Here is a 23,084-nt window from a genome sequence, read left to right as displayed (position 1 = left end):
CACAATATAATTACGCGAAATTCTTAGGGGAAAATCATGGAAAAAATTTTAATTAAATTTGGGCTTTGTAGCGCACTTTGCGCTGGGTGGCTCTTTGGCGTGGAAACGCAGATTAATGATGAGAGTTTGGTTTTTAGTGGTGCAAAAATCGCCCCTTTTGGCATAAGCGAGGAGCAAATCGCAAAATGTGAGCCAGGGATTACTGGCGTGTATGAGTATAAAAATAGCGGTGAAATAGAGTTTTATCCAAAGACTAAGCTAAATGCCAGCACTCGCTATAACTGCGAGATTGGCGGGGAGAAATTTAGCTTTACGACGGCTGAGTTTAGCGCGAGCGAGCTTAAAATACTGCGCCCGGGACTTGCAAAGATTAGCTTTAACGATAGTGTGAGCGAGGAGGGGGCAAAGGCTGGAATTCGCGTGTATTCACTGCAAAATTTAGCCAAAAACGATATTAGCTTTACCATTAGCGCGCAAAATGATAGAAGTTTTTTGATTTCTTATGACGCTAAGCACCCAAATATCGTCATCGAAGCAGGCTCTGTAAAATCAAAAAACGGCGCAACGCTAAGCGCCCCAAAAATCCTAAAAGCAGATGAGGAGCCATTTAACGATAGCATAAATGCGTCAAACCTAGACGATGTCAAAATCCGCGAAATTAGCTTTAATGACGGCTCGTTTGGAGCGAGGCTGTATTTCCCACACTATGTCGATGACGCGAATTTAGCCAAATTTATCCGCGTTAATGGCGTGGGTAAATTTAGCCTTGGCGAGGCTAGATACAGATACTACGAAGATGAGCAAAAATACCCGCAAATCAGTGATAAATACTACTATCATGTAGATATCAAAAGCGCCGAGTTTGCGCCAAATAAAAGCTATGAATTGCGCCTTTTAAAGGGCTTTGGCGATGATTCTAGAATAGTTAGAAATGAAATAAAGCTAAATTTCAAAACTGGCGATAGGAAGCCTTTCGTGCAGTTTAGTGATATGAAAAAATTCGTCCCTAAAAACGCAAATATCGCGATAAAAAGCTCGAATTTAAATGAGATTAGCATTAGCATCTCAAAAATCAGCGATGAAAATTTCAGATATTTTCTAAATTTTGAAAACAATTATCCGCACTCGCTAGCTAGCGAGGTTGTGAATAAAAAATTTGACATTGGCGGGGCGAAAAACGAGATTAGCGAGCATAAAATTGCTATGGATTTTAAGGGCTTTGAGGACGGCGTGTATGTGATATATGTGCATTACAAAGAGGGCGCTATAATGCGAACTATCACGCGCACAGCCTATATCAGCGATATTTCGGCTCAGGTTAGCATGGCTGATAGTGGCGCGCTAATCTATACTTCGCGCCTAAGCGATGCGAAGGCTTTGTCGCACGCTATTGTTAAAATTTACAATGACAAAAACGAGCTGATTTTAGAAAAACGCACGAATAGTGACGGAATTTTGCTTGTAAATGACACTAAATTTTTAGATAAAAATCCTAAATCTATCGAGATTACAGACGGCAAAGAGCGCGGGTTTGTGATATTTGACGAGGCTGTTTCTAGCAGGGAAGCGACTAGAAGCGACGCGCGAGCAATGGTGTATTTCGCTAGCGAGCTAGTAAGCCCAAATGAGGCACTAATCGGCTCTGTGGTGCTCAAAAAGAGCGATTTTACGCCGATTAAAAACACTCCGATAAAATACAAAATCACAGATCCTTACGGCGTGAATATCATCACTCGCGCCCTAAAAACTGACTCTTATGGCGCGCTAAATTTCAAAGAGAATTTGGGCGAAAAAAGCGGAAGTTATACCTTTGAGCTAATCTACGAGGATAAAATCATCGAAACCAAGAAATTTAGCGTCGAAAATTTCATACCAAACCGCGTGAAAAACGAAATTTTAACGAGCAAAGATGAAATTTACAAAGATGAGCTAATAATCGCAAATTTGATTTCAAACTACCTTGTGGGCGCACCAGCTGCGAGTTTAGCTAGCAAACTCGAAGTGAAATCTTACGAAAAAGAGCTTAAAATCAGCGGTTTTGAAGGATACAGCTTCACAAATGCAAGACTTAAAAAAGAGGGCACATTGGAGGTAAAAAGCGAGGAATTTAGGCTGGATAATAACGGCAAAAAAGATCTCGTAATCGCTCCAAAGGCGCAGGGTGTCTCAAATGTGGCAAATTTGATGATGAATTTTAGCGTCCAAGACGGTGGCAAAAATGTCAGCGCATATAAAATGCTAAGCTACTATCCATACGACAAAATTCTAGGAATTCGCGCTAACAAGGACTTCATAAGCAGTGGCGAGGAGGTAAAATTCGACCTTGCATTGCTAGATAGCCTTAGCAAAAAAGAGCAAAAAGGCAAGGTGGATTTAGAAATTTATCGCCAAGATTTCACTTATATTTACGACGGCGAAAGATATGTCGAGCAAGAGAATTTCTCGCTTGTGGATAGCATTAGCGCGCAGGGCTCACAGATTGGGTATAAATTCGAAAATGGCGGTTCGTATATCGTAGTAGCAAACGACTACGCAAGCGGGGCAAGTGCGAGTGCGAGAGTCGATGTGAGCGGATATGGATACTATGGCAGGCTAAATGCCAAAGATGTCAATACCGCCCGTATAAATTTAGAAAAATCAAAGCTCAAACCTGGCGAAATGATAAAAGGCGTGGTTACTTCGCCTATCGAAAACGGCGTGCTAAATGTGGCTTTGATAGGAGAGGGCGTGTATGATTATAAAATCACGCAAATTCGCGGAAACAGCGCAAGTTTCGAGCTAAGAGTGCCAGAGAATTTCACCGGCGGACACATTAGCGCTAGCATTTCACGCTCTGCCTCAGGCGCTGCCATGCCACTTCGCACTTATGCAAATGTAGCTGTAAGCCTCGATGTGAGCGAGAAAAAACTCCCTCTTAGCCTGCAAAGCAAGCCAGAGTATAAAAACGGCGAAAAAGCCATAATCGTGGCAAAATCAGCGCCAAATTCTAAAATCACGCTTTATGCTGTGGATTTAGGGATACTAGACGCGATAAATCAAAAAGAGCTAAATGCGTTTTCGTATTTTGATAAGCCGATATATTTCAGGCACCGATATTTCGATGTTTTCGATGATTTGAGTGTGTATAGCGCAAACGGCAAAGAACTAAGCTTTGGCGGTGATGAAATGCTAAAAAGCGCAAAGCGAAATTTAAGCCCAGTGCAAAACAAAAAAGATAAAAAATTTGTCAAAATGTATGAGAGTATCGCAAACGACGCAGGCGAGGCTAGATTTGAGGTAGATTTACCAAAACACTTTAATTCTATGATTCGCCTAAGCGCGCTAGCCCTTGATGATGAAGAAAAAATCGGCTGGGCAAACTCTCAAATCAGCGTCAAAGATGATATCGTCATCAAACCAGCAGATCTTACATATATGGTCAAAGGCGATGATATAAATATCCCGCTAACGCTCATAAATACGACAAATTCACCAAAATCGCTAAATTTAAAGGCGAGTTTTAACGACGCAGTTCAAATTTCGCTTAGTGATGCAAATATCACGCTAGGCGCGCTAGAAGCAAAGAATTTGAAATTTAGAGTAAATGCGTTAGAGCTTGGCGAGGGCGTGGTGAGCTTGGAAGCGAGCGAAGAAAATGGGGCGAAATTTGAGTATGAGTTGAAATTTGATGTCATTTCGCAGTTTCCGCGTTCGAAATTTAGTGCCAGTGCTTATAGCGACGCACCGATGAATTTTAGCCTGCCAGCTTCGTATAAAGATGTCTTTACATACATAGGCACTAGACCTAGCACTTATACGGTGGCAAGGGAGTTGGAGCGATATCCGTATGGTTGCACAGAGCAACTAAGCTCAAAAATTTTAGCCTATGATTTCTTCTTTAAACGCGATCACGACGAGGCGATGAAGGGGGCTGTTTTAGAGCATGCTACGAAAATTTTATCAAGGCTTAAAAATAACGGCGAATTTGGGTATTGGAGCGCGCATGGCGAGACGAACGCATTTGCGTCGCTGTATGCTAGCGATGTGCTTTTGGATATGGACGCGAAATACAAAATCCTAACCCCAAAACAAAAAGAGCTGATTTTAAGGGCGCTAAAATCGTCGTATTCTAGCGAGCCTAGCTTGCGATTGTATGCGGATTTCGTGCTAGATAGGGTTGGCGCATTAAGCGATGATGAGCTAAATTTCGTCTATGATAAAAAACTCTACGAAGCTAGCCCGCTAGCGACATTTTCTATGCTTGCGATTTTGCAAAAACACAAAATGAGCGCGGAATTTAGTAAAATTTATAGTTCAAATTATAAATTTGATTATGCTAATAAAGATGCTAGTAAAATTTTTGCTAGTGAGGTTAGGGACGCTGGATTTGCTCTGTATGCCCTAGGAAGCGTCGGTATAAAAGATAGTGTCTTAGATACTTTGGCACAAAATTTAAGCCAAAATTTACAAGACATTTATAGCACGCAAGAAAGAGCGTTTGTGCTAAGGGCGCTGGAAGCGTATTTTGGCGAAGATGATAAGGGCGTGGGCACAGATATCATCGCAAACGGACTTACACAAAGTATCCAAACTCCGTCAAATTCAGTAATTATGCTAAATTCTAACGACAGAGAAATCAAAATTTCGCCAAAAAATGGCGAGAAAATTTTTGCTAATTTGCTTAGCTTTGGTTACGAGCCAGTCGCGCTCAAACACAGCCCGCTTAGTATAAACAACCACACAGGAAATCTGCACGGAATCAAACAGCTAGAAATCGTGCGTGAATTTGTCGATGAGGCCGGTAATGCGGTTTCGCTTGATAATCTAAAAGTAGGGCAAAGAATTTATTCTAAGATAAATTTCCGCTCAAATTTCTTTATCAGAAATTTTGTGATTGATGAGGCGGCAAGCACATGCTTTGAGATCGTCAATGAGCGCATAAATCCGGGATTTATAAGGCCTGAGAATTTGCAGGATAAAACTAGCTTCGAGCACAAAGAGATAATGTTTGATAGAGTGCTAAGCTTCCCGGTTGGTGGGGCGTATTACAAAGATACGAAAAACGGCAATGACTATACCGGCGTATTTTACACACCACTTAATGTAGTGTATTCTGGTATGTGTGCCTTGCCAGCTGTGGGTATCACTGATATGCAAAACGAAAGCGTAATGGATTATGATTTACCGGTGCTAAATTTCAAAATAAAATAAATTTAACCTTAAAATTTAACTTACTTGTAGAAAATTTAACTACAAGTAAGTTCTTTCTTAACAAATTTTAAACAAAAAAACTATATAATTACGGATTAACGCTATAAGCGTAAAGGAGAACATAATGATTGATTTAGCAAAAGTAGCCGATAGGCTAGAACAAGTCGCTAAACTACCCAAGATAAAAGAGGGCGATAGTATCACTAAACGCCTTGCTGAGCGCGGTTTTTCACGCCGTGATTTTATGAAATGGGCGGGCGCAATGACTGCGGCGATTGGGTTACCTAGCGTATTTGCACCACAAGTTGCACGGGCGGCAGAACTCGCCGATCGCTTACCTGTGATTTGGCTTCACATGGCAGAATGCACGGGTTGTAGCGAAAGCTTACTTAGAATTGATACTCCAACTATCGATTCGTTGATTTTCGACTATATTAGTTTAGAATATCACGAGACGATTATGGCTGCTGCTGGCTGGCAAGCAGAGGAAAATTTAGATGGAGCTATCGAAAAATATAAGGGGCAATATATTTTAATGGTAGAAGGTGGAATTCCAAGCGGAAGTAGCGAATATTTCCTTACAGTAGGACCTGCTGGTAAGACAGGTGCTGAGCATTGCAGACATGCCGCTGCTGGTGCAGCTGCAATTTTTGCTATTGGAACATGTTCGAGCTTCGGTGGTATCCAAGCAGCAAGACCAAACCCAACAAACGCTGTTGCGTTAAGCAAATTAACTAAAAAACAAGTAATCAATGTCCCTGGCTGTCCGCCAAGCGAGAAAAATATCGTAGGAAATGTGCTTCACTACATACTATTTGGCACACTTCCAGCACTTGATGTTTATAATCGTCCAAAATGGGCTTACGGACTTAGAATTCACGATTTGTGCGAAAGACGCGGTCACTTCGACGCAGGTGAGTTCGTAGAGCAATTCGGCGATCAAGGCGCAAAAGACGGATATTGTTTATATAAAGTAGGTTGCAAAGGCCCATATACATTTAATAACTGCTCACGCGAGAGATTTAATGCTCACACTAGCTGGCCAATCCAAGCAGGTCATGGCTGTATCGGCTGTTCTGAGCCTGATTTTTGGGATCATATGGGACCATTTGAGGAGCCGTTGGCAGATAGATTATACAATACCGTATTTAGCGGAGCGGGTGCTGATGCGACAGCCGATAAAATCGGTATAGGAATTTTGGCTGTTACAGGTGTAGCTATCACAGTTCATGCAGCCATTGCATCATTTAAAAAGAATAAGGGAGAGTAGAAATGTCACAAAGATTAGTAATAGATCCGATAACTCGTATTGAAGGACACTTACGCATAGAAGTAGTTGTCGATGATAACGGAGTTGTAACGGATGCGTATTCTGGCTCTACTTTATGGCGTGGATTAGAGACTATCGTTAAGGGTCGCGATCCTAGGGATATCGGCTTTTTTATGCAAAGAATTTGCGGTGTTTGCACATTTTCTCACTATAATGCTGGAATTTCAGCTGTTGAAAATGCTCTTGGCATAACTCCGCCACTAAATGCGATTTTAACCAGAACGCTAATGAACACTGCGTTATTTATGCACGATCACCCAGTGCATTTTTATCAACTACACGGACTTGACTGGGTTGATATCGTAAGCGCACTAAGCGCAGATCCACACGCTGCTAGCCAAGAGGCTTTCAGATACACAGATTTGCCTTATGCTTGCGGTGAGGATCAGCTAAAAGCAGTTCAACAAAGAGTAAAAGCTTTTGTTGAAAAAGGCGCACTTGGACCATTTGCAAACGCATATTTCGGACACAGCACATACAAGCTAACCCCTGAGCAAAATTTGATTGCGCTTAGCCACTATTTAGAGTGCTTGCGTATCCAAAGAACAGCTGCGCAAATGATGGCTATTTTCGGTGGCAAACAACCACACCCACAAACCCTAACAGTCGGTGGCGTAACATGCGTAATGGATATCCTAAGTCCAGCAAGACTTGGTGAGTATATGGTCAAATTCCAAGAAGTTGCTGATTTCATCAACCGCGCATATTATCCAGACTTGCTTATGGCTGGTGGTGCGTATGCTAATGAAGCAAGTGTCTTAAACGATGTCGGTGTCGCAAATCTATGGACACACCAAACTTTCCAATATTCACGCAATGATTTCTTATTCCAAAGCGGTGTGATTTTAGACGGCGATATTAGCAAGGTTCATGAGCTAGATGAGAGCAAGATTACAGAAGAAGCTACTCACTCATGGTATAAAAATGACAAACCACTTCACCCTTATGACGGCGAACAAGAACCAAACTACACAGGATTTAAGGTAGAGCAAACTCTAAACGCCAAAGGTGAAATGGAAGATACAAAAGTCCTAAATACCGAGGGTAAATATACTTGGATCAAAGCTCCTAGATATGATGGCAAATCACTTCAAGTTGGACCACTATCAAATATCGTTGTAAATTATGCAAAAGGTAATGAATTTGTAGTAAAAGTAGTAGATAAATTCTTAGCCGATACAGGTCTTCCACTAGAAGCAGTATTCTCTACTCTTGGTAGAACAGCATGCCGTATGATCGAGGCAAAAGTCGTAGCTGATAATGGACTATTAGCATTTAATAACCTAATCGCTAATATCAAATCAGGCGACACTGAGACTTGCGCTAAATACACAATCGATAAAAAGAAATCATACAAAGGCAGATATATCGGACATGTTCCGCGCGGTAGCCTAAGCCACTGGTGCAGAATCGAAAATGGAGTAATCCAAAACTGGCAAGCAGTCGTTCCTAGCACATGGAACGCTAGTCCAAAAGACGCCCAGGGCAATATGGCATCTTATGAGTCATGTTTAATCGGTCTTAAAATTGCAGATTTAACGCAACCGCTTGAAATTATCCGCAAAATCCACTCTTATGATCCGTGCATTGCGTGCGCTGTTCATGTTATGGATACCAAAGGCAACGAGCTTAGCTCATATAAAGTAAATCCAAATATCAAGGATTAACCATGAAAAAAAGAGAAGCCGAGTATGAATTTTCGATAGGATTGCGCCTTACCCACTGGATACGCGCTATCGCTATCGTCATACTTGTAATTACTGGATTTTATTTGGCTTATGTTTTCATAGCCCCAGAGATTAGCTCTGAGCCAAATTTATTCTTGCAAGCTAAAATTCGCTTCGTGCATTTAGTGGCAGGTTTCGTGCTAATGGCGGCTATGCTTTACAAATCATATCTGTTTTTGTTTGATAAACACAGCAGAAAAGAGCTAGTTAGTATTAAGGATTTTATCAATCCTAGGGTTTGGATCGAGCAGATCAAATTTTACCTATTTTTAGGCGAACACCCACATTTGCACGGCGTTTATAATCCTTTGCAATTCATTGCGTATTTGGCATTTTACATCATTTTAGCCTTGATTTGTATCACTGGCCTTGTGCTTCATGTGCATATGTATCACGGCGGACTTGGCGGTATGATTTATGATCTAATGCGCCCAATCGAGGCTATGATGGGTGGTCTAAGCGAGGTTCGCACTATCCACCATTTATCGATGAATTTCCTTATTTTATTTATCCCTGTGCATGTTTATATGGCTGTTTTCAACGCTGTAAAAGGACAAGACGGAGCTATGGACGCTATCATTAGCGGCTATAAGTTCAAGGTTCAAAAATGAAATTAGGTGTTATCGGTATAGGTAACATTATGTACTCCGACGAAGGTGTCGGAGTACATTTTATGCACGCACTGCAACAAAACTACAAATTCACCCCAAATTCACCTGACGATAGTATCGAATTTATCGACGGAGGCACGCTGGCTGCGCTTTTAATGCATATTTTGGTCGAATTCGACGAAATTTTGCTGATTGATTGTATCGACGCAGACGAGGGCAGTATCGGCGATGTGTATTTCTTCGACTACGAGGCTATGCCAAAAAGCGTGAAATGGAGCGGTTCGGCTCACGAGGTGGAGATGCTAGAAACCTTGCAAATGCTAGATCTTTGTGGCGATAGACCGCGCACGCAAATCCTAGCCGTAGTGCCAATGCGCATAGAGCCGATGAGTTTTAGCGTGAGCGATGAGGTGCTGAAATCTAGCGAGATTATGGAGCGCACGGCGATAGATTTTATCGCTTCTCGCGGTTTTGTGTGCGAAAAAATTGGGAATTTAAGCGTGCGCGATATTGCTGAAAATTTTGATTCTAAGGGCAAAAATTGATAATTTCTTTTAAATTTGATTATTTGAATAATAACGGCTTAATCGCCTATTTTTTGGATTTTTATGCGCGCAAGGCTGGGCTGAAATACGCCCTAAATTTAGGCAAAAATTTAACCACACTCTATGTCGAAGCAGATGAAAAAGAGCTACTTGAATTTAGCGATAAATTTATGGCGCTTATCCCAAATTCTGCATTTTTAGCAAAATCGAGCGTGGAGGTGGTATCTGGCGAAGGGGATTTGAAGGAAGTTTGCGAGAAAAGCGACGAGATTAAATTTTTGCCTAAATTTTCAAATTTCACCCCAAGCCAAATTCACGAATTTTTGCAAAGTGGCGAATTTATAGAAAATGAATTTGGGGTTTTAAGCGGTGTTAGCGTCTTTGACGGCGAGAGTTTCGTCGCTGTAAATAAGCAAAATTTTGGCAAGTTAATCGAGTATGCTTACCGCATTTTGCGTCATAATCAAATTTTGCAAATTTCGCTAAATGGCGAGAAATTCAGCCTAAGTGCTGATTTAAATTTCGAAAATTCAGACTTTATGGTTGCTACTGGCCTAAAATCGTTTAATAAAATTTTCATCACCGATGACAAGCAAAAAATCGCCCTTGCGACATACGAAAAGCCGATTTTGCGCCTCAAAACAAACAGCGTTTTTCGTAGCTCCTTCTCAAAATCGCCTAAATTTTTCGATGTGAAAATGTGTAGCGATCTCTTTTCGTTCGCGCTTTTTAAACGCCTCGAAGATGATGAAATCTACTATGTCGGTGCAAAAGGCGCGCAGGGTAACAAAAATAAATTTTTAAATTTATGCGTGATTGAGGATAGATTTCTTATCACAAAAAACTCTGAATTTATGAGCGAGGCCGAAAAAACACTTCTTGCTTCTGGCGATGAAATTACGCATTTTGGGCTTATTTGCAAGGAAAAAGAGATTTTTGATTCGCGCGTGATGAGGGTTTTTGTATCGAAAAATCACGCCGATGAGATTGCGATTTACGAAGCCAAATCCAAGCGCAAACTCCTAAATTTCGCTATGCCTGCGAATTTAGACGCTCTTTTTGATGAAATCAAAAGCGACGAGACAGGCGCAAAACTTTTGGCAAATTTTGGCGCAAAATTTAGCCTAGATTATGCGCGCGCAAATGCCGATTTTAGCGAAGTAAAACCTAGTTTTTATGGCTATTTTGAACTGCTTTCTCGCGTGATTTTTGGCAAAGACGCGCAGTATTTGTTAGAGTGCGCTGGGGAGTTTTTGGGCGAAAAGGGCATGAAGCTAGACTTCGAGCTTAAAGAAAACGGCGATTTTAACTTCGCTAAAACGCTTCGTTCGGCGATGAGCTACAAGCTAGCAGGCGTCGATGACAAGGTTTTAAGCTACGGCGTAATCGACACGCTGGCTAGATTTATCGGCGATTTGGCTGACGCAAACGAGGCATTATACGATTCTGGCGTGCTTAGCGGTTCGCTCTTTGCCGAGCGCAGGTTCGCAAACATCGCCACACTCGTGCTTGGCAAATCTCGCCTTGATTTCTCGGCGTATTTGGGTTTGCAAGGCTGTGAGCGTTAAAATCGAGATTGCAGGAGCTGTGCAGGGCGTGGGCTTTCGCCCGTTTATTTACCGCATTTGCACCGATCTAGGCATAAAAGGCGAGGTTTATAACGACGGCGAGGGCGTGAAAATCCACGCAAACGCCACGAGCGAGCAAATAGCACGGCTTAAAGAGCGCATTTATGGCGAGCTTCCGCCACTTGCGCGGATTGATAAATTTGAAATTTTTGAAATCGCGCCTAAAATTTATGATGATTTTAAAATCGTTTCTTCGCAAAATTCGGCGAAATTTAACCCCATTTTGCCTGATTTTGCCATTTGCGATGATTGTAGGCGCGAATTTTACGATCCGCAAAACAAACGATATAAATACCCATTTATAAACTGCACAAACTGCGGTCCGCGCCTTAGTATCATTAAAAAGCTCCCTTATGACCGCGCAAATACAACAATGGCTAAATTTAAAATGTGTGAGTTTTGCGGTGGTGAATACACTGACCCGCTAAATCGCCGTTATCACGCCGAGCCGATTGCTTGCGCAAAATGTGGGCCAAAGCTCTTTTTGAAAAACAAAAATGGCGAAATTTTGGGTATTGGCGAAAACGCTGTTAAAAGGCTTTGTGAAATTTTATCTCGTGGCGAGATAGTCGCTGTAAAGGGGCTTGGCGGATTTCACATAATGTGCGACGCGACGAACGAAGACGCCGTAGCGACCTTACGAATTCGCAAAAATCGCCCCAATAAGCCATTTGCCGTAATGTGTAAAGATTATGAAATGGCTAAAAAATTTGCCAAATTTAGCGAGAGTGAAAAAGAGCTTTTAAACTCGCAGATTAAACCGATAGTTTTGGTTAAAAAATCAAAAAATCCGCAGAATTTTGCTCTCGCTGATGCAGTTGCGCCAAATTTAGGCAAGGTTGGCATTTTTCTAGCAAATACGGGCATTCATTTGCTACTTTTTGAGTATTTTAATCGCCCATTAATCGCCACAAGCGCGAACATTAGTGGCGAGCCGATAATTTACGATGAAGCTAGTTTGCGCCAAAAATTGGGCGGTGTGATTGATTTTTATTTGGATAATGACAGAGAGATTATCACGCCAAGCGACGATAGCGTGGGCTTTGTGGCGCAAAATCAGACGCAGAGTATCGCAGAAATCACGAAGCAAAATTCGCAAAAAATTACGCAAAATTTTACGCAATATTTACGCACTTCGCGTGGGCTAAATCCGCAAATTTTCAAAAGCAAATTTACTCATAAAGGCTCGTTTCTCGCCCTTGGCGCGGAGCTAAAAAATCAGTTTGCAATATATAAAGACGGGCAAATTTTTATTTCCCCATATATCGGCGATTTGAAAAATATCGCCACAAATGCTCGATTTTTCGCGCTTTTGGATATTTTTATCAAAACTTATGATTTGAAATTTGACGCTGTTTTGGGAGATTTGCACCCGAATTTTTTGCACACGAAACATTTTGAAAATTTGGGCTTTGAAGTGGTGAAATTTCAGCACCATTACGCGCATTTGGTCGCGAATTTGGCGGATAATGATTTGCTTGGAAGTGGTAAAAAATATCTTGGATTTAGCTTTGACGGCACGGGTTATGGCGCAGACGGCACGATTTGGGGTGGCGAAGTGCTGGAATTTGACGAATTTGGCTACAAAAGGGTTTTGCATTTCGATGAATTTGCCTTAATCGGTGGTGAGAGTTCGATCAAAAATATCTACAAACTCGCAATTTCGCTGATTTTTAAATTCGGCATTGAAAGTGAGGCGAGTGAGTTTTTGGCAAAATTTAGCCAAAATGAAATTTCAAATCTAGCCAAAATCGCCCCGCGCTCGTCAAAGACAACCTCGCTTGGGCGCATTTTTGACGCATTTGCAAGCGTGATTTGCGCCCTAAAAAGCGTTAGTTTCGACGGCCAAAGCGGTATGAGTTTGGAAAATCTCTTTGATGAGAGCAAAATCACGAGTGAGAGCGAAAAACGCTATAAATTTGAGATAATAAACGGCAAAATTAGCGTTAAAAACGCCTTTTTAAGCGCGCTAAAAGATGAGCCAGCCGTGGCTGCGTCAAATTTCATAAACGCGCTCGCTAAAATAATGCTTCAAATCGCAAAAGAGCGAAATTTAGAGGTCGTGCTAAGTGGCGGGGTTTTTCAAAACGCCACGCTTTTGGGTTTGGTAGTGCGAAAATTTAGCGAGGCCGGGGTGAGATTTCACCTACATAAAACCACTCCGAGTAACGATAGTGGCGTGGCCCTCGGGCAACTCATGGCCTATATCGCTCGCCTGAAATAATCAATAAATTTTATCAACTAACTTAAAATTTTAAAATTTTACGCTAAAATCGCAGGGAATTTTTAATCAAACAAGGCAAAAATGATGAAAATTTTAAAATTTTTACTATGTTTTGCGCTATTTTTAGGCGCAGATGAAATAAATTTAAAGGGCGAAAGCGTGCAGAGCAAAAATCAAAATTTAAAAGAAATTTATTTAGCAGGTGGCTGTTTTTGGGGTATGGAAGGCTATTTTAGGCGAGTAAAGGGCGTCGTGGATAGCGAGGTTGGCTACGCAAACGGCAATAGCGAAAAAACGGATTATTATTCGCTCAAAAACACAGGCCACGCCGAAACCATAAAAATCAAATTTGATGAAAATGTCGTGGCATTTGCCGAGATTTTGGAGCATTTTTTCAGAGTGATTGACCCGACCAGTGTCGATAAACAGGGCAATGATGTCGGCAGGCAGTATCGCACAGGGATCTACTACACCAACGAGAGCGACAAGGAATTTTTGCAAAATTTCATCGCCTTAAAACAAAAAAAATATAAGGAAAAAATCGCCGTCGAGGTCGCACCACTACGCAATTACACGCGCGCAGAAGAGTATCACCAAAACTACCTTGGCAAAAACCCAAATGGATATTGTCATATCGATCTAAATTTAGCGACCAAACCGCTTTATGATGAGAGCAGGTTCGCGCTCCCTAGCCCAGAAGAGATGAAGGAAAATCTAACGCCGTTGCAGTTTAGCGTGACGCAAGAAAAGGCGACGGAGCGCCCATACACGAGCGAATTTGATAAACTCGACGCAAAGGGCATTTATATCGATGTTGTTACGAAAAAACCGCTTTTTAGCTCGACGGATAAATTCGACGCAGGGTGCGGGTGGCCGAGCTTTTCTAAGCCCATAACTACCGACGCGCTGGATTATGCGCGCGATACGAGCCACGGCATGGTGCGCACGGAGGTTAGCTCGCGGCTTGGCGGGGCGCATTTGGGGCATGTTTTTGAGGACGGTATCAAAGAAAAGGGCGGTTTGCGCTACTGCATAAACGGCGCCTCGCTCGAATTTATCCCGCTCGAAAAAATGAGCGAGCGCGGATACGCTGAGTTTATCCCGTATGTGAAATAGGGCGAATTTGCGATAGGTGTATTTGACTAGCCAAGGCGAGGCTAAATTTTATATTTTATTTGAATTTTTTTAAAGTTTCGCAATCGTTTTTTGAGCCTAATTTGCAAGCTTTTTCGTAAAATTTCATTGCATTTGCAGGGTTTTGTTGCACCCCTTTGCCGATATAATACATAAAAGCTAAAATTTGACAGCTAGATACGATGCCGTGATCGCAAGCGTCCGTAAAAAGCGGTATAGCCGTATCGTATTTAAAGCTTCCGACATAAAATTTTCCCAGATTATCGCAAGCACCATAAAATCCATTGGCGCAAGAGTGCTGGAAATACCAAAGAGATTTTTTGTTATAAAGTGCGCCTAAATTCGAGCATGCTTTATAAAATTTTGCTTCACAAGCGGTGCGAAGCAAAATTTCAGCTTCATCAAGGCGGTAATTTGTCAAAAATTTATTTCCCTCTATATTGATTTTCGAACACGAATTTTCACTGCCTAATCTGCAAGCAATTTTTGGATAAAAGAATTTTTCATCAAAGCTTATTTGAATAAAAATCCCAATAATGCAAATTATTAAAAATAGTAAAATTTTTTTCAAATTTTGCCCCTAATCATCAAATCTTTTTAGAAGTGAGCCATAGCTCTCGATTCGGCGATCGCGCAAGAACGGCCACCACCTGCGCACATTTTCGCACCTTTGCATATCAATCTCCACGACCTCGCAAAGCTCGCTTTCGCTACCTGCGCGAAATAGCTCTTCGCCCTGCGCTCCAAAAACAAAGCTATTGCCCCAAAATTTAATCCCCTCTGCGCTCTCATCGCATGTCATCTTAGGCGCAGTATTTCCCAAAACTAAATTTGGCGAAATTTCGCTAAGTCCCGCGCTCTCAAAGCCCACGCGATTTACGGCAATCACAGGCAGTGAGTTTGCTACGCTGTGGCCTCTTTGCACAGCGACCCACGCTTCTAGCTGTCGCTCACGCTCCGAGCTTTCATCGCCCATAAACCAGCCAATCGCGGTCGGATAGATTAGCACTTGCGCCCCACGAAGCGCCATTGCGCGCGCAGCCTCAGGATACCACTGATCCCAGCACACCAGCACGCCCAGCCTTCCTACGCTCGTATCAATCGGCGCAAAGCCCATATCGCCGGGCGTGAAATAGAATTTTTCATAAAAATTCGGATCGTCTGGGATATGCATTTTGCGGTATTTGCCAAGCACTTTGCCGTCGCGCTCGAAAACCACAGCCGTGTTGTGATACAGCCCAGCACTCCTGCGCTCAAAAAGTGAAGCCACAAGCACCACGCCAAATTCTTTGGCGATACTGCCCCAAAATTTCACATCGTCTTCGAAATTCGCCGCATAGTCGAAATTTTCGGTGTTTTCGCGCTGACAAAAATAGTGAGTTTGGTGGAGTTCTTGAAGCACGATTAAATTCGCCCCTTTTTGCGCCGCCTTTGCGATAAGCTCCTTGGTGCGCGCTATCGTGGCTGATTTGGTGCCGTAAAATTTGTGTGAGATTAGTCCTACTTTTAAATTTTTCATTTTTTGCCTTTAAATTTTAAATTTTATCACTAAATTTATTCATACACGAGCAGTGAAGCGAGCCGTTTTGACGGATAAAAACCCGCGCATCTACGCCGACGACCTTGCGTCCTGGACAAGCCTTTGCTAATCGCAATAGTGCGATTTCGTCGTTTTTATCGCCATAAGTAGGCACGATAAGTCCTCCATTTACAAATACGAAATTTGCATAAGTCGCCCCCAAACGCCTATTTTCGTAAAAAATCGGCGCTGGAAGCGGAAGCTCGATGACCTCGAATCCATGCGCTAAAATCTGCTCTTTTAGCGAGCGCAGGGCAGGGTAGTGTATGTCGCTAGAATCATCGCATGAAGCCACGGCGACGAGATTTTCGCCCACAAATCTAGCCAGCGTGTCGATATGGCAGTCTGTATCATCGCCCTGAATAAATCCGCCTTTAAGCCAGATTATTTTTTTTAGCCCAAAAATTTCGCCTAGCTTTTGCTCTAAAATTTCTTTGCTAAGGGCGTTTCGGTTGTCATTTAGCAAGCACTCCTCAGTCGTCATTAGCATGCCAGCGCCGTTAAATTCAACACTTCCGCCCTCTAAAATCAAATCGACATCGCGCAGCGCTTTGCCCCAAATTTCATAAAGCGTGGCATTTAGTGCATTATCTTTTTCGCTATCAAATTTCCCGCCCCAAGCGTTGAAGGTGAAATTTAGCGCCTCTACCTTGCCTGCATTTTCGACATCAATCGCGCCATAATCGCGTATCCAAGTGTCATTTGTAGGGATCTGCACGAAATTAACGGCGAATTTTTCGTCTATTTCGCCACAGATTTTGTCGAATACTGCTCGTTTTGGTGCGATAGCTATGAGCGGCTGAAACTGCGCCACAGCGCGGATAAAGTGCGTATAAGCGCTACTAATCTCGCCCAGATACGGCGCCCAGTCGCTGTCCTCGTGAGGCAGTGAAACTAAAAGTGCGTTTTGATTTTCCCACTCTGCAAATGCTCTCATTTTCTCTCCAAAATTAAATTTGCGTTGAATTTTATGTAAAATTTAGCGTAAAATTTTACGCTAAATTTGTTAAAATTTTAAAAATTCCTCTTTGAAAATGCTTTTTAAATTTTCGTAAGGCACGATGATTTCGGGCTCGCCCATAGCATACGGCGCGATGAAATACGGCGCGAAGACAAACGCCACGCCCTCTTTGGCGAAGTAAAATTCGCTTTTAAAAACGATATCTTCTGGCAGATTATCCACCCAAAATGTCTTGATAAACTCCGTAATATCGCGCTCTTGGCAGGCTTTGTCGCAGTTCGGCTGCGAGGCTATGATATCTGCGCGAAGCATATCCTTGTAACCCTTGAAAATCTCCTTGTATAGGGGCTCCACGCTAACCGCGCCGATTAGGACATTTGTAATGTCGATTTTTTTGTCTGCGAGTAAATCGTAGATGATATAGCTCGTGTGCTCCATGCCGTGCGCTCCGCCAGAATACGAGTATGAAAACTGCTTGATTTGGGCTAGGTTGCCGATTTGAGAGACGAAGCTTTGCTCGGCGCTAAATTCGCTATGAAAGTCCAAATCGCCATTTTGAGCCATTTCTTTATCGGCTTGGGCTTTTGATTGCTCTACTAAACTTGTGGCGTATTTTTTCGCGTCCAAGCTTTTTAGCAAAAGCGCGCATCTCTCGTCGATACTCTCGCCCTCGCAAATCCCAAACAGGCGGTTTTTTAGCAAAATGTCTAAATTTTCGTTGCCGGTTTGAACTAGGGTGTAGCTGTGCGCATCGTCTGAATACAGCTCCTGGGACTGCGGATTAATCTGTGCGTAAGAAAACAGCGCAAACAGCGCAATTATGGTAAGTTTTTTCATTTTTTTCCTTTAAATTTACAAAATTTACGCCAACTTTTCTTTAATCAAATCCAAAATTTTATCCACGCTAACGCTTTGTTTTTCTAGGTTTTTGCGCTCGATAAACTCTACTTCACCGTTAGCTAGGCCTTTGCCGACTAGCAGGGCGTATGGAAATCCCATAAGCTCGTAATCGTTCATCTTAACGCCAAAGCGTTCATTTCTATCATCAAGCAAAGCGTTAATGCCTAAATTTCGGCATTTCTCATAAAGCTCGGTCGCAAAATTGACGATATTTTCATCTTTTGCATTTGAAATGATGATTTCTAGCGCAAAAGGCGATAGCTCTTTCGACCATACGCAACCTTTCTCATCGTGGCTAGACTCGACTGCGACTGCGACTAGACGGCTCACGCCGATACCATAGCAACCCATGAAAAATGGTTGTGTTTTGCCGTTTTCGTCTAAAAATTTCGCCCCCATAGGGTCTGAATATCTCTGTCCTAGCTGGAAAATGTGTCCTACCTCAATGCCCTTTGTAACGCGCAGTTCGCCCCCACAGCACGGGCATTTATCCCCAGCTTTGACCTCAGTTAAGTCTTTGAAACGAGTTTTGTTAAAATTCGTAACCGCGCAACCGATTAAATGGTAGTTCTCTTCGTTTGCCCCAGCTATCATTTCGCGCTCGTTTTCAAGCTCAGCGTCTATGTAAAAATCAATATCTCTTGGCAGTCCAAATGGCCCGCAAAACCCTGGCACAAGCCCGGCTTCGCGCACTTCGCTCTCATCTGCGTCGATTAGTTCTAGCGCGCCACAAGCGTTTTGCGCCTTTGTCTCTTGCAAATCATCATCACCTCGCACGAAGAAAACCACGATTTTTGCGCTATCTTCGTAGATTGCCTTTTTCATTACAGCTTTGATTGTAAAAAATTTATCCACTTTGAAAAATTCGGCCACGCTCTCGATTGTTTTAGTCCCTGGCGTGTGAAATTTCATCATACCCTCGGTCTCTGGCGCTTCGCAAGGGGCTGTGCGTTTAGCGCGGTGCGCTGCTTCGATATTAGCAGCATAAGAGCAGTTAGCGCAGACTAAAATATCGTCCTCGCCGTTATCCGCTAAAACCATAAATTCCTTGCTTCCGCTTCCGCCGATTGCGCCACTATCGGCTTCTACGGCACGGAAATTTAGCCCAAGACGGGTGAAAATTTTGGTGTATGTTTGCTCCATGAGATCAAATTCGCGCTTCAAATCAGCCTCATTTGCGTGGAAGCTATATCCGTCTTTCATAGTAAATTCGCGCCCGCGAAGTAACCCAAAGCGCGGTCTAGCTTCATCTCTAAATTTGGTGTTTATTTGGTAGATATGAAGCGGGAGTTGCTTGTAGCTGGTGATTTTGTTCGCTACCATTAGCACGGCGCTTTCCTCGTTTGTCGGGCTTAGGACGAAGTCATTTTCTTTGCGGTCTTTTAGGCGCAAAAGCTCTTTGCCGTATTTGTTATACCTGCCGCTTGCTTTCCACGCATCAGCTGGTGTAACCACGCTAAATGCGACCTCTTGCGCGCCTGCGTTATTCATCTCTTCGCGCACGATTTGCGTGATTTTGTTTAAAACCATTTTTCCTAGCGGCATGAAATTATAAAGCCCGCTGCCTAATTGCTCGATAAATCCAGCCCTAAGCAAGAAAATATGGCTTGGCAAAATAGCGTCTTTTGGCGCTTCTTTAAATGTCGGTGCAAAAAGTTTGCTAAATTTCATTTTTATTCTCCATTGTTTTGCTATTTTCGTAGTCTAAAAATTTTTCGTAATTTTCTTTAAGGGCGAAAATTTCATTTAACGAATTTGTCGCGAAATCGATTTCGTCCTTGCTCTTTAAATTTTTCAAATTTGTCGTTGGCGTGTGCAAAAATGATTTGAAAACTTGGTGAATTAGCTTTCTGGCTTCTTCTTTGTCGCTGTTTTTTAAATAGCCTTTTTTGATAGCTTTTTCTAGCTCGATTTCGGCTATATCCCTGGCTTTGGCGCGTAGGGCCTTGATGAGTGGGGTGGCTGCTTTGGCGTTTTGGCTATCGAAAAACTCGCTGGTTTGCGCCCCGATGATAGCGTAGGCGTTGTGAGCTTGCTCCTCGCGCAAGATTAGGTTGTTTTTGACGATTTCTTCTAAATCATCGACGCTATATACGACGATATCCTCGCTTTGGCTTAGCTCTATGTCGCGCGGGACGGCGATATCGAAAAAGTAGCGTTTGAAATTTTTGGCTTCAATGATTTCATCGGTGATTATTGGCGTAGCGGAGCTTGTCGCGCTGAAAAATAGTCTATTGATATTGACATATTTTTTTAGATTTTCTAAGCTATCAAATTTCACGCCTTCCCCTAGGCTTTTGGCTAAATTTTCGGCATTTTTTAAATTTCGGTTTAAAATTGTAATCTTCGCGCCACTTGCGAGCAGGTGTTTGCACGCTAGCTCGCTCATTTCGCCAGCCCCGCACACTATGGCTTCCTCGCCTTGAAGCGAGCCTAATTTTTCCTTTGCCATGGATACTGCTACGCTTGAAACAGATACTGGGTTTTTGGAAATTTCGGTTTTTGTGCGCACGCTAGCGGCGCATTTTAGCGAAGCGTCGATTGCGCTTTTGATATCCTCGCCTGTGTTGTTATTTTCAAGCGCAAATTTATACGCATCTTTTAGCTGGCCTACGATTTGCGTTTCGCCGACGACTAGGCTATCGAGCGAGCTTGCGACCGAAAAAAGATGATGAATCGCGCCGTCATCATCGTATAAATCAGCCCTGGTTTCTAGCTCGTCTAGCCCTACGCCACTGACGCGAGATAGCGCAAGTAGGGTAAATTTCGACGCAGCCTCATAATCGCTTACACTAGCGAAAATTTCCACGCGGTTACAGGTATTTAGCACCATGCACTCTTTGATACTCGCGTTCGAGCATAAAAGTCGCAAAATTTCTTTTTTTCGCACATCGTTTGTGAAAGATAGCTTTTCACGCACTGTAATGTCTGTGTTTTTGTGAGTAAAACTCACACTCATATAAGCCATTAAAACTCCCTATTTATCATATTTTCAGCGATTTGTATAAGTTTTTCGTTTTTGAAATCTTTTATCGCTTCTATTGCGCTAGTGCCTAAAAATTTCGCTTCATTTATACAACGCTCGATGATTTTATGCTCGCTAAATTTTGCCCTAAGCCACGAAATTTCGTCCTCGTTTAGCTCTTTTTTGAAAAGCGATTTTAGTTTTTCTTTATCATTTTCGTCCAAATTCTCGTATAGATAAATATACGCTAGCGTAGTTTTTCCCTCTTTGAAATCCCCTAAATTCGGCTTTCCTAACACTTCACTTGATTGCGTGATATCCAAAATATCATCGATTATTTGAAAGGCAAGGCCTAAATTTTTGCCATATTCGCCAAATTTTTCTACCTCCGCGCCCTCGCCAAATTTCAAATACGCCGCACTTCTTGCCACTTCCTCGATGAAAACAGCAGTTTTGTAATAAATCATTTGGGTGTATTTTTGAGCATCAGAGTTAAAATTTTGCGACATTTTTACATCCATCATTTCGCCGATTGCGAGTTTGGTGACAGCCGAGCTTAGCGAAGTAGCGATGAAAGCAGGAAATTTGCAAAGCTCGCTGTAAGCTTTGGAGTAGAGTATGTCGCCGAGCATAACAGCGTTTTTAGAGCCCTGGGTTGCGTTGATTGAGGGTTTGCCGCGGCGCATTACGCTTTCGTCGATGACATCATCATGCAGCAGGCTAGCAGCCTGAATAAGCTCGGTAATAGCGCATAGCCTTAGGCTCTCTTCACTTTCGCCTGCGATATTTAAAAGCAGTTTTGAGCGCAGTTTTTTGCCTGAACTAAGAGTCAAAAACATTTCGCTAGCCACGCTGTATCCGCAACTAGCGATGAAATTTTGCATAATTTGATCGATTTTGTCCATTATTTCTTTCTTTATTTGATAAAAAATTTAGCGATTATAGCAAAATTAAATTTAATCCAAGCTAGAATTTATCGATAATCTCCCATGCTTGCTCTGGCGTTTTTGCGTTTTTTACGCCCGCACTGAACTCGCCCATACCCCAGCTTACTTGCAGATACTGGATATTTGCCCTTTTGGCGGCGAATTCGTCCTTTTTGCTATCGCCTAAAAAAATCGCTTTTTTAAATTTGCTATTTTTCAAAACTTCTAAAATCATAGCGGGATCTGGTTTGTGCGGTACTCTCTCGCTCTCGCCCACGATAAAGTCAAAAAACTCGCTTAGCCCGGTAAATTCGGCTATGCTAGCAAGGCTAGCTTGTGGAGCGTTCGAGGCTAGGGCGACGAAAAAGCCAGCGTTTTTGCATTTTTTTAGCAAATCCAAAATCCCAGGATAGGGCAGGGCGAATTTGCGGTAATTCCCCATATACACAGCCATAAATTCAGCCCCTAGCTCCGCACTCACGCTCTGTGTGCCATATAGCGCGATAAATGGGTTTTGCGCGGGATCGTTTATCACGCTCATTATGTAATCATGCTCCAAAGGTGCGAGATCAAGGCGGTTTCTAGTGAAATTTATACTCTCGCAAATGGCCTTTTTGCTATCAAGTAGCGTGCCGTCCATATCAAAGATTATCGTTTTCATGCGCCTCGCCTTGCAAAAATTTTCTAATATCGCTCTCCCATTTTGGCGCGGCGGTTACTGCACTTTCGGTGTAGCATTTATCGAAAAATTTATCAATTCGCGAGGCGTCAAGGTTGTTTAAAACGCTGATTTTAAAGTATCTTGTATAGCCTGCTACATCGAGCACTTCCCCGCTCGTGCCGATACAGACGAACATTTCGCACTCTTGCAGTGCCTCGTATAAATCGGCGTAGTGTGGGGCTTGCTCGCCAAACATAACGATATTGTGGCGCATTTTAGGGCTTTTACATTTTTCGCAAATTTGCCCATTTATTGGCGCGTAGCCGATGTTTTGGACATGTCCGCACGCCTCACAGCGAATTTCGGGCAAAAATCCGTGCAAATGAATTACACCCTCGCACCCTGCGCGTTCTAGCAGATCATCGACATTTTGGGTTTGCACGACGATTTTTTCTCCAAATTCTTTTTTTAATTTTGCGATTGTGTAGTGGGCTAAATTTGGCTCGCAACCCGCTAATTGCGCCCTGCGCTCATCGTAAAATTTAAGCACCTTCGCTCTATCTTTTAAAAATCCCGGCACCGAGCAAACCTCTGCCACGCTGTATTGCTCCCATAATCCGCCACTCTCCCTAAATGTGCGAAGTCCGCTAGCAGCACTCAGCCCAGCCCCGCTTAAAATCAATACTTTTTTCATTTTTTACTC

17 protein-coding genes are annotated in these 23,084 nt (G+C 42.7%); 8 read left to right on the top strand and 9 right to left on the bottom strand.

Translation table 11 applies throughout. The features are described 5' to 3' along the window. The first annotated feature begins 36 nt into the window (after positions 1-36). The 8 genes from OFO12_RS04035 (at position 37) to msrB (ending at position 14,371) form a co-directional block, all read left to right on the top strand. On the top strand, positions 37-5,190 hold the full coding sequence (locus OFO12_RS04035; protein ID WP_270869562.1) for an alpha-2-macroglobulin family protein: 5,154 nt from the start codon (positions 37-39) through the stop codon (positions 5,188-5,190). Positions 5,191-5,314: 124 nt separating this feature from the next. Next, entirely contained in the window at positions 5,315-6,460 is a 1,146-nt protein-coding gene (locus OFO12_RS04030; protein ID WP_270858960.1) for a hydrogenase small subunit, read from the top strand. Between the two features lie 2 nt (positions 6,461-6,462). Further along, on the top strand, positions 6,463-8,187 hold the full coding sequence (locus OFO12_RS04025; RefSeq protein WP_270868243.1) for a nickel-dependent hydrogenase large subunit: 1,725 nt from the start codon (positions 6,463-6,465) through the stop codon (positions 8,185-8,187). A 2-nt stretch (positions 8,188-8,189) separates the two neighbouring features. Beyond that, positions 8,190-8,858, top strand: a complete 669-nt coding sequence (gene cybH / locus OFO12_RS04020; protein ID WP_270861780.1) for a Ni/Fe-hydrogenase, b-type cytochrome subunit — start codon at positions 8,190-8,192, stop codon at positions 8,856-8,858. Beyond that, positions 8,855-9,403 (top strand): HyaD/HybD family hydrogenase maturation endopeptidase, encoded by a 549-nt coding sequence (locus OFO12_RS04015; RefSeq protein ID WP_270858957.1) that lies wholly within the window; start codon positions 8,855-8,857, stop codon positions 9,401-9,403. The genes cybH and OFO12_RS04015 overlap by 4 nt, the downstream gene beginning before the upstream one ends. After that, on the top strand, positions 9,400-10,971 hold the full coding sequence (locus OFO12_RS04010) for a hypothetical protein (RefSeq protein ID WP_270869561.1): 1,572 nt from the start codon (positions 9,400-9,402) through the stop codon (positions 10,969-10,971). The genes OFO12_RS04015 and OFO12_RS04010 overlap by 4 nt, the downstream gene beginning before the upstream one ends. Beyond that, positions 10,961-13,255, top strand: a complete 2,295-nt coding sequence (gene hypF / locus OFO12_RS04005; RefSeq protein ID WP_270869560.1) for a carbamoyltransferase HypF — start codon at positions 10,961-10,963, stop codon at positions 13,253-13,255. Before OFO12_RS04010 ends, hypF begins: the two co-directional genes overlap by 11 nt. A gap of 84 nt (positions 13,256-13,339) precedes the next feature. Then, a complete protein-coding gene (gene msrB / locus OFO12_RS04000; protein WP_270869559.1) occupies positions 13,340-14,371 on the top strand; it encodes a peptide-methionine (R)-S-oxide reductase MsrB in 1,032 nt (343 codons plus the stop codon). Between the two features lie 55 nt (positions 14,372-14,426). Here msrB and OFO12_RS03995 read toward each other — a convergent pair whose 3' ends face one another. The 9 genes from OFO12_RS03995 to OFO12_RS03955 form a co-directional block, all read right to left on the bottom strand. Next, the gene (locus tag OFO12_RS03995) at positions 14,427-14,810 is read right to left on the bottom strand and encodes a tetratricopeptide repeat protein (protein ID WP_270869558.1); all 384 of its coding nucleotides are present in this window, start codon (positions 14,808-14,810) and stop codon (positions 14,427-14,429) included. A gap of 159 nt (positions 14,811-14,969) precedes the next feature. Further along, positions 14,970-15,908 (bottom strand): carbon-nitrogen hydrolase, encoded by a 939-nt coding sequence (locus OFO12_RS03990; protein WP_270869557.1) that lies wholly within the window; start codon positions 15,906-15,908, stop codon positions 14,970-14,972. A gap of 16 nt (positions 15,909-15,924) precedes the next feature. Then, entirely contained in the window at positions 15,925-16,905 is a 981-nt protein-coding gene (locus OFO12_RS03985) for an agmatine deiminase family protein (protein WP_270869556.1), read from the bottom strand. Positions 16,906-16,974: 69 nt separating this feature from the next. Then, positions 16,975-17,766, bottom strand: a complete 792-nt coding sequence (locus tag OFO12_RS03980; protein WP_270869555.1) for a DUF3298 and DUF4163 domain-containing protein — start codon at positions 17,764-17,766, stop codon at positions 16,975-16,977. 24 nt (positions 17,767-17,790) lie between these two features. Then, positions 17,791-19,500 carry a proline--tRNA ligase gene (locus OFO12_RS03975; protein ID WP_270869554.1) on the bottom strand — a complete coding sequence of 570 codons (1,710 nt, stop codon included), beginning with the start codon at positions 19,498-19,500 and terminating at the stop codon, positions 17,791-17,793. Next, complete coding sequence (gene hemA, locus OFO12_RS03970; RefSeq protein ID WP_270858945.1) at positions 19,490-20,797, bottom strand: glutamyl-tRNA reductase; 1,308 nt, start codon at positions 20,795-20,797, stop codon at positions 19,490-19,492. The genes OFO12_RS03975 and hemA overlap by 11 nt, the downstream gene beginning before the upstream one ends. Next, complete coding sequence (locus OFO12_RS03965) at positions 20,797-21,699, bottom strand: polyprenyl synthetase family protein (RefSeq protein ID WP_270869553.1); 903 nt, start codon at positions 21,697-21,699, stop codon at positions 20,797-20,799. The genes hemA and OFO12_RS03965 overlap by 1 nt, the downstream gene beginning before the upstream one ends. Positions 21,700-21,760: 61 nt before the next feature. After that, a complete protein-coding gene (locus OFO12_RS03960; protein WP_270869552.1) occupies positions 21,761-22,381 on the bottom strand; it encodes an HAD family hydrolase in 621 nt (206 codons plus the stop codon). After that, a complete protein-coding gene (locus OFO12_RS03955) occupies positions 22,362-23,075 on the bottom strand; it encodes an SIR2 family NAD-dependent protein deacylase (protein ID WP_270869551.1) in 714 nt (237 codons plus the stop codon). Before OFO12_RS03955 ends, OFO12_RS03960 begins: the two co-directional genes overlap by 20 nt. Positions 23,076-23,084 lie beyond the last annotated feature (9 nt).

Source organism: Campylobacter sp. JMF_04 NA10 (assembly GCF_027737655.1).
GTDB lineage: Bacteria > Campylobacterota > Campylobacteria > Campylobacterales > Campylobacteraceae > Campylobacter_B.
The sequence above is the reverse complement of the archived record's forward strand: the minus strand, read 5'-3'. Positions and strand labels throughout refer to the sequence as shown.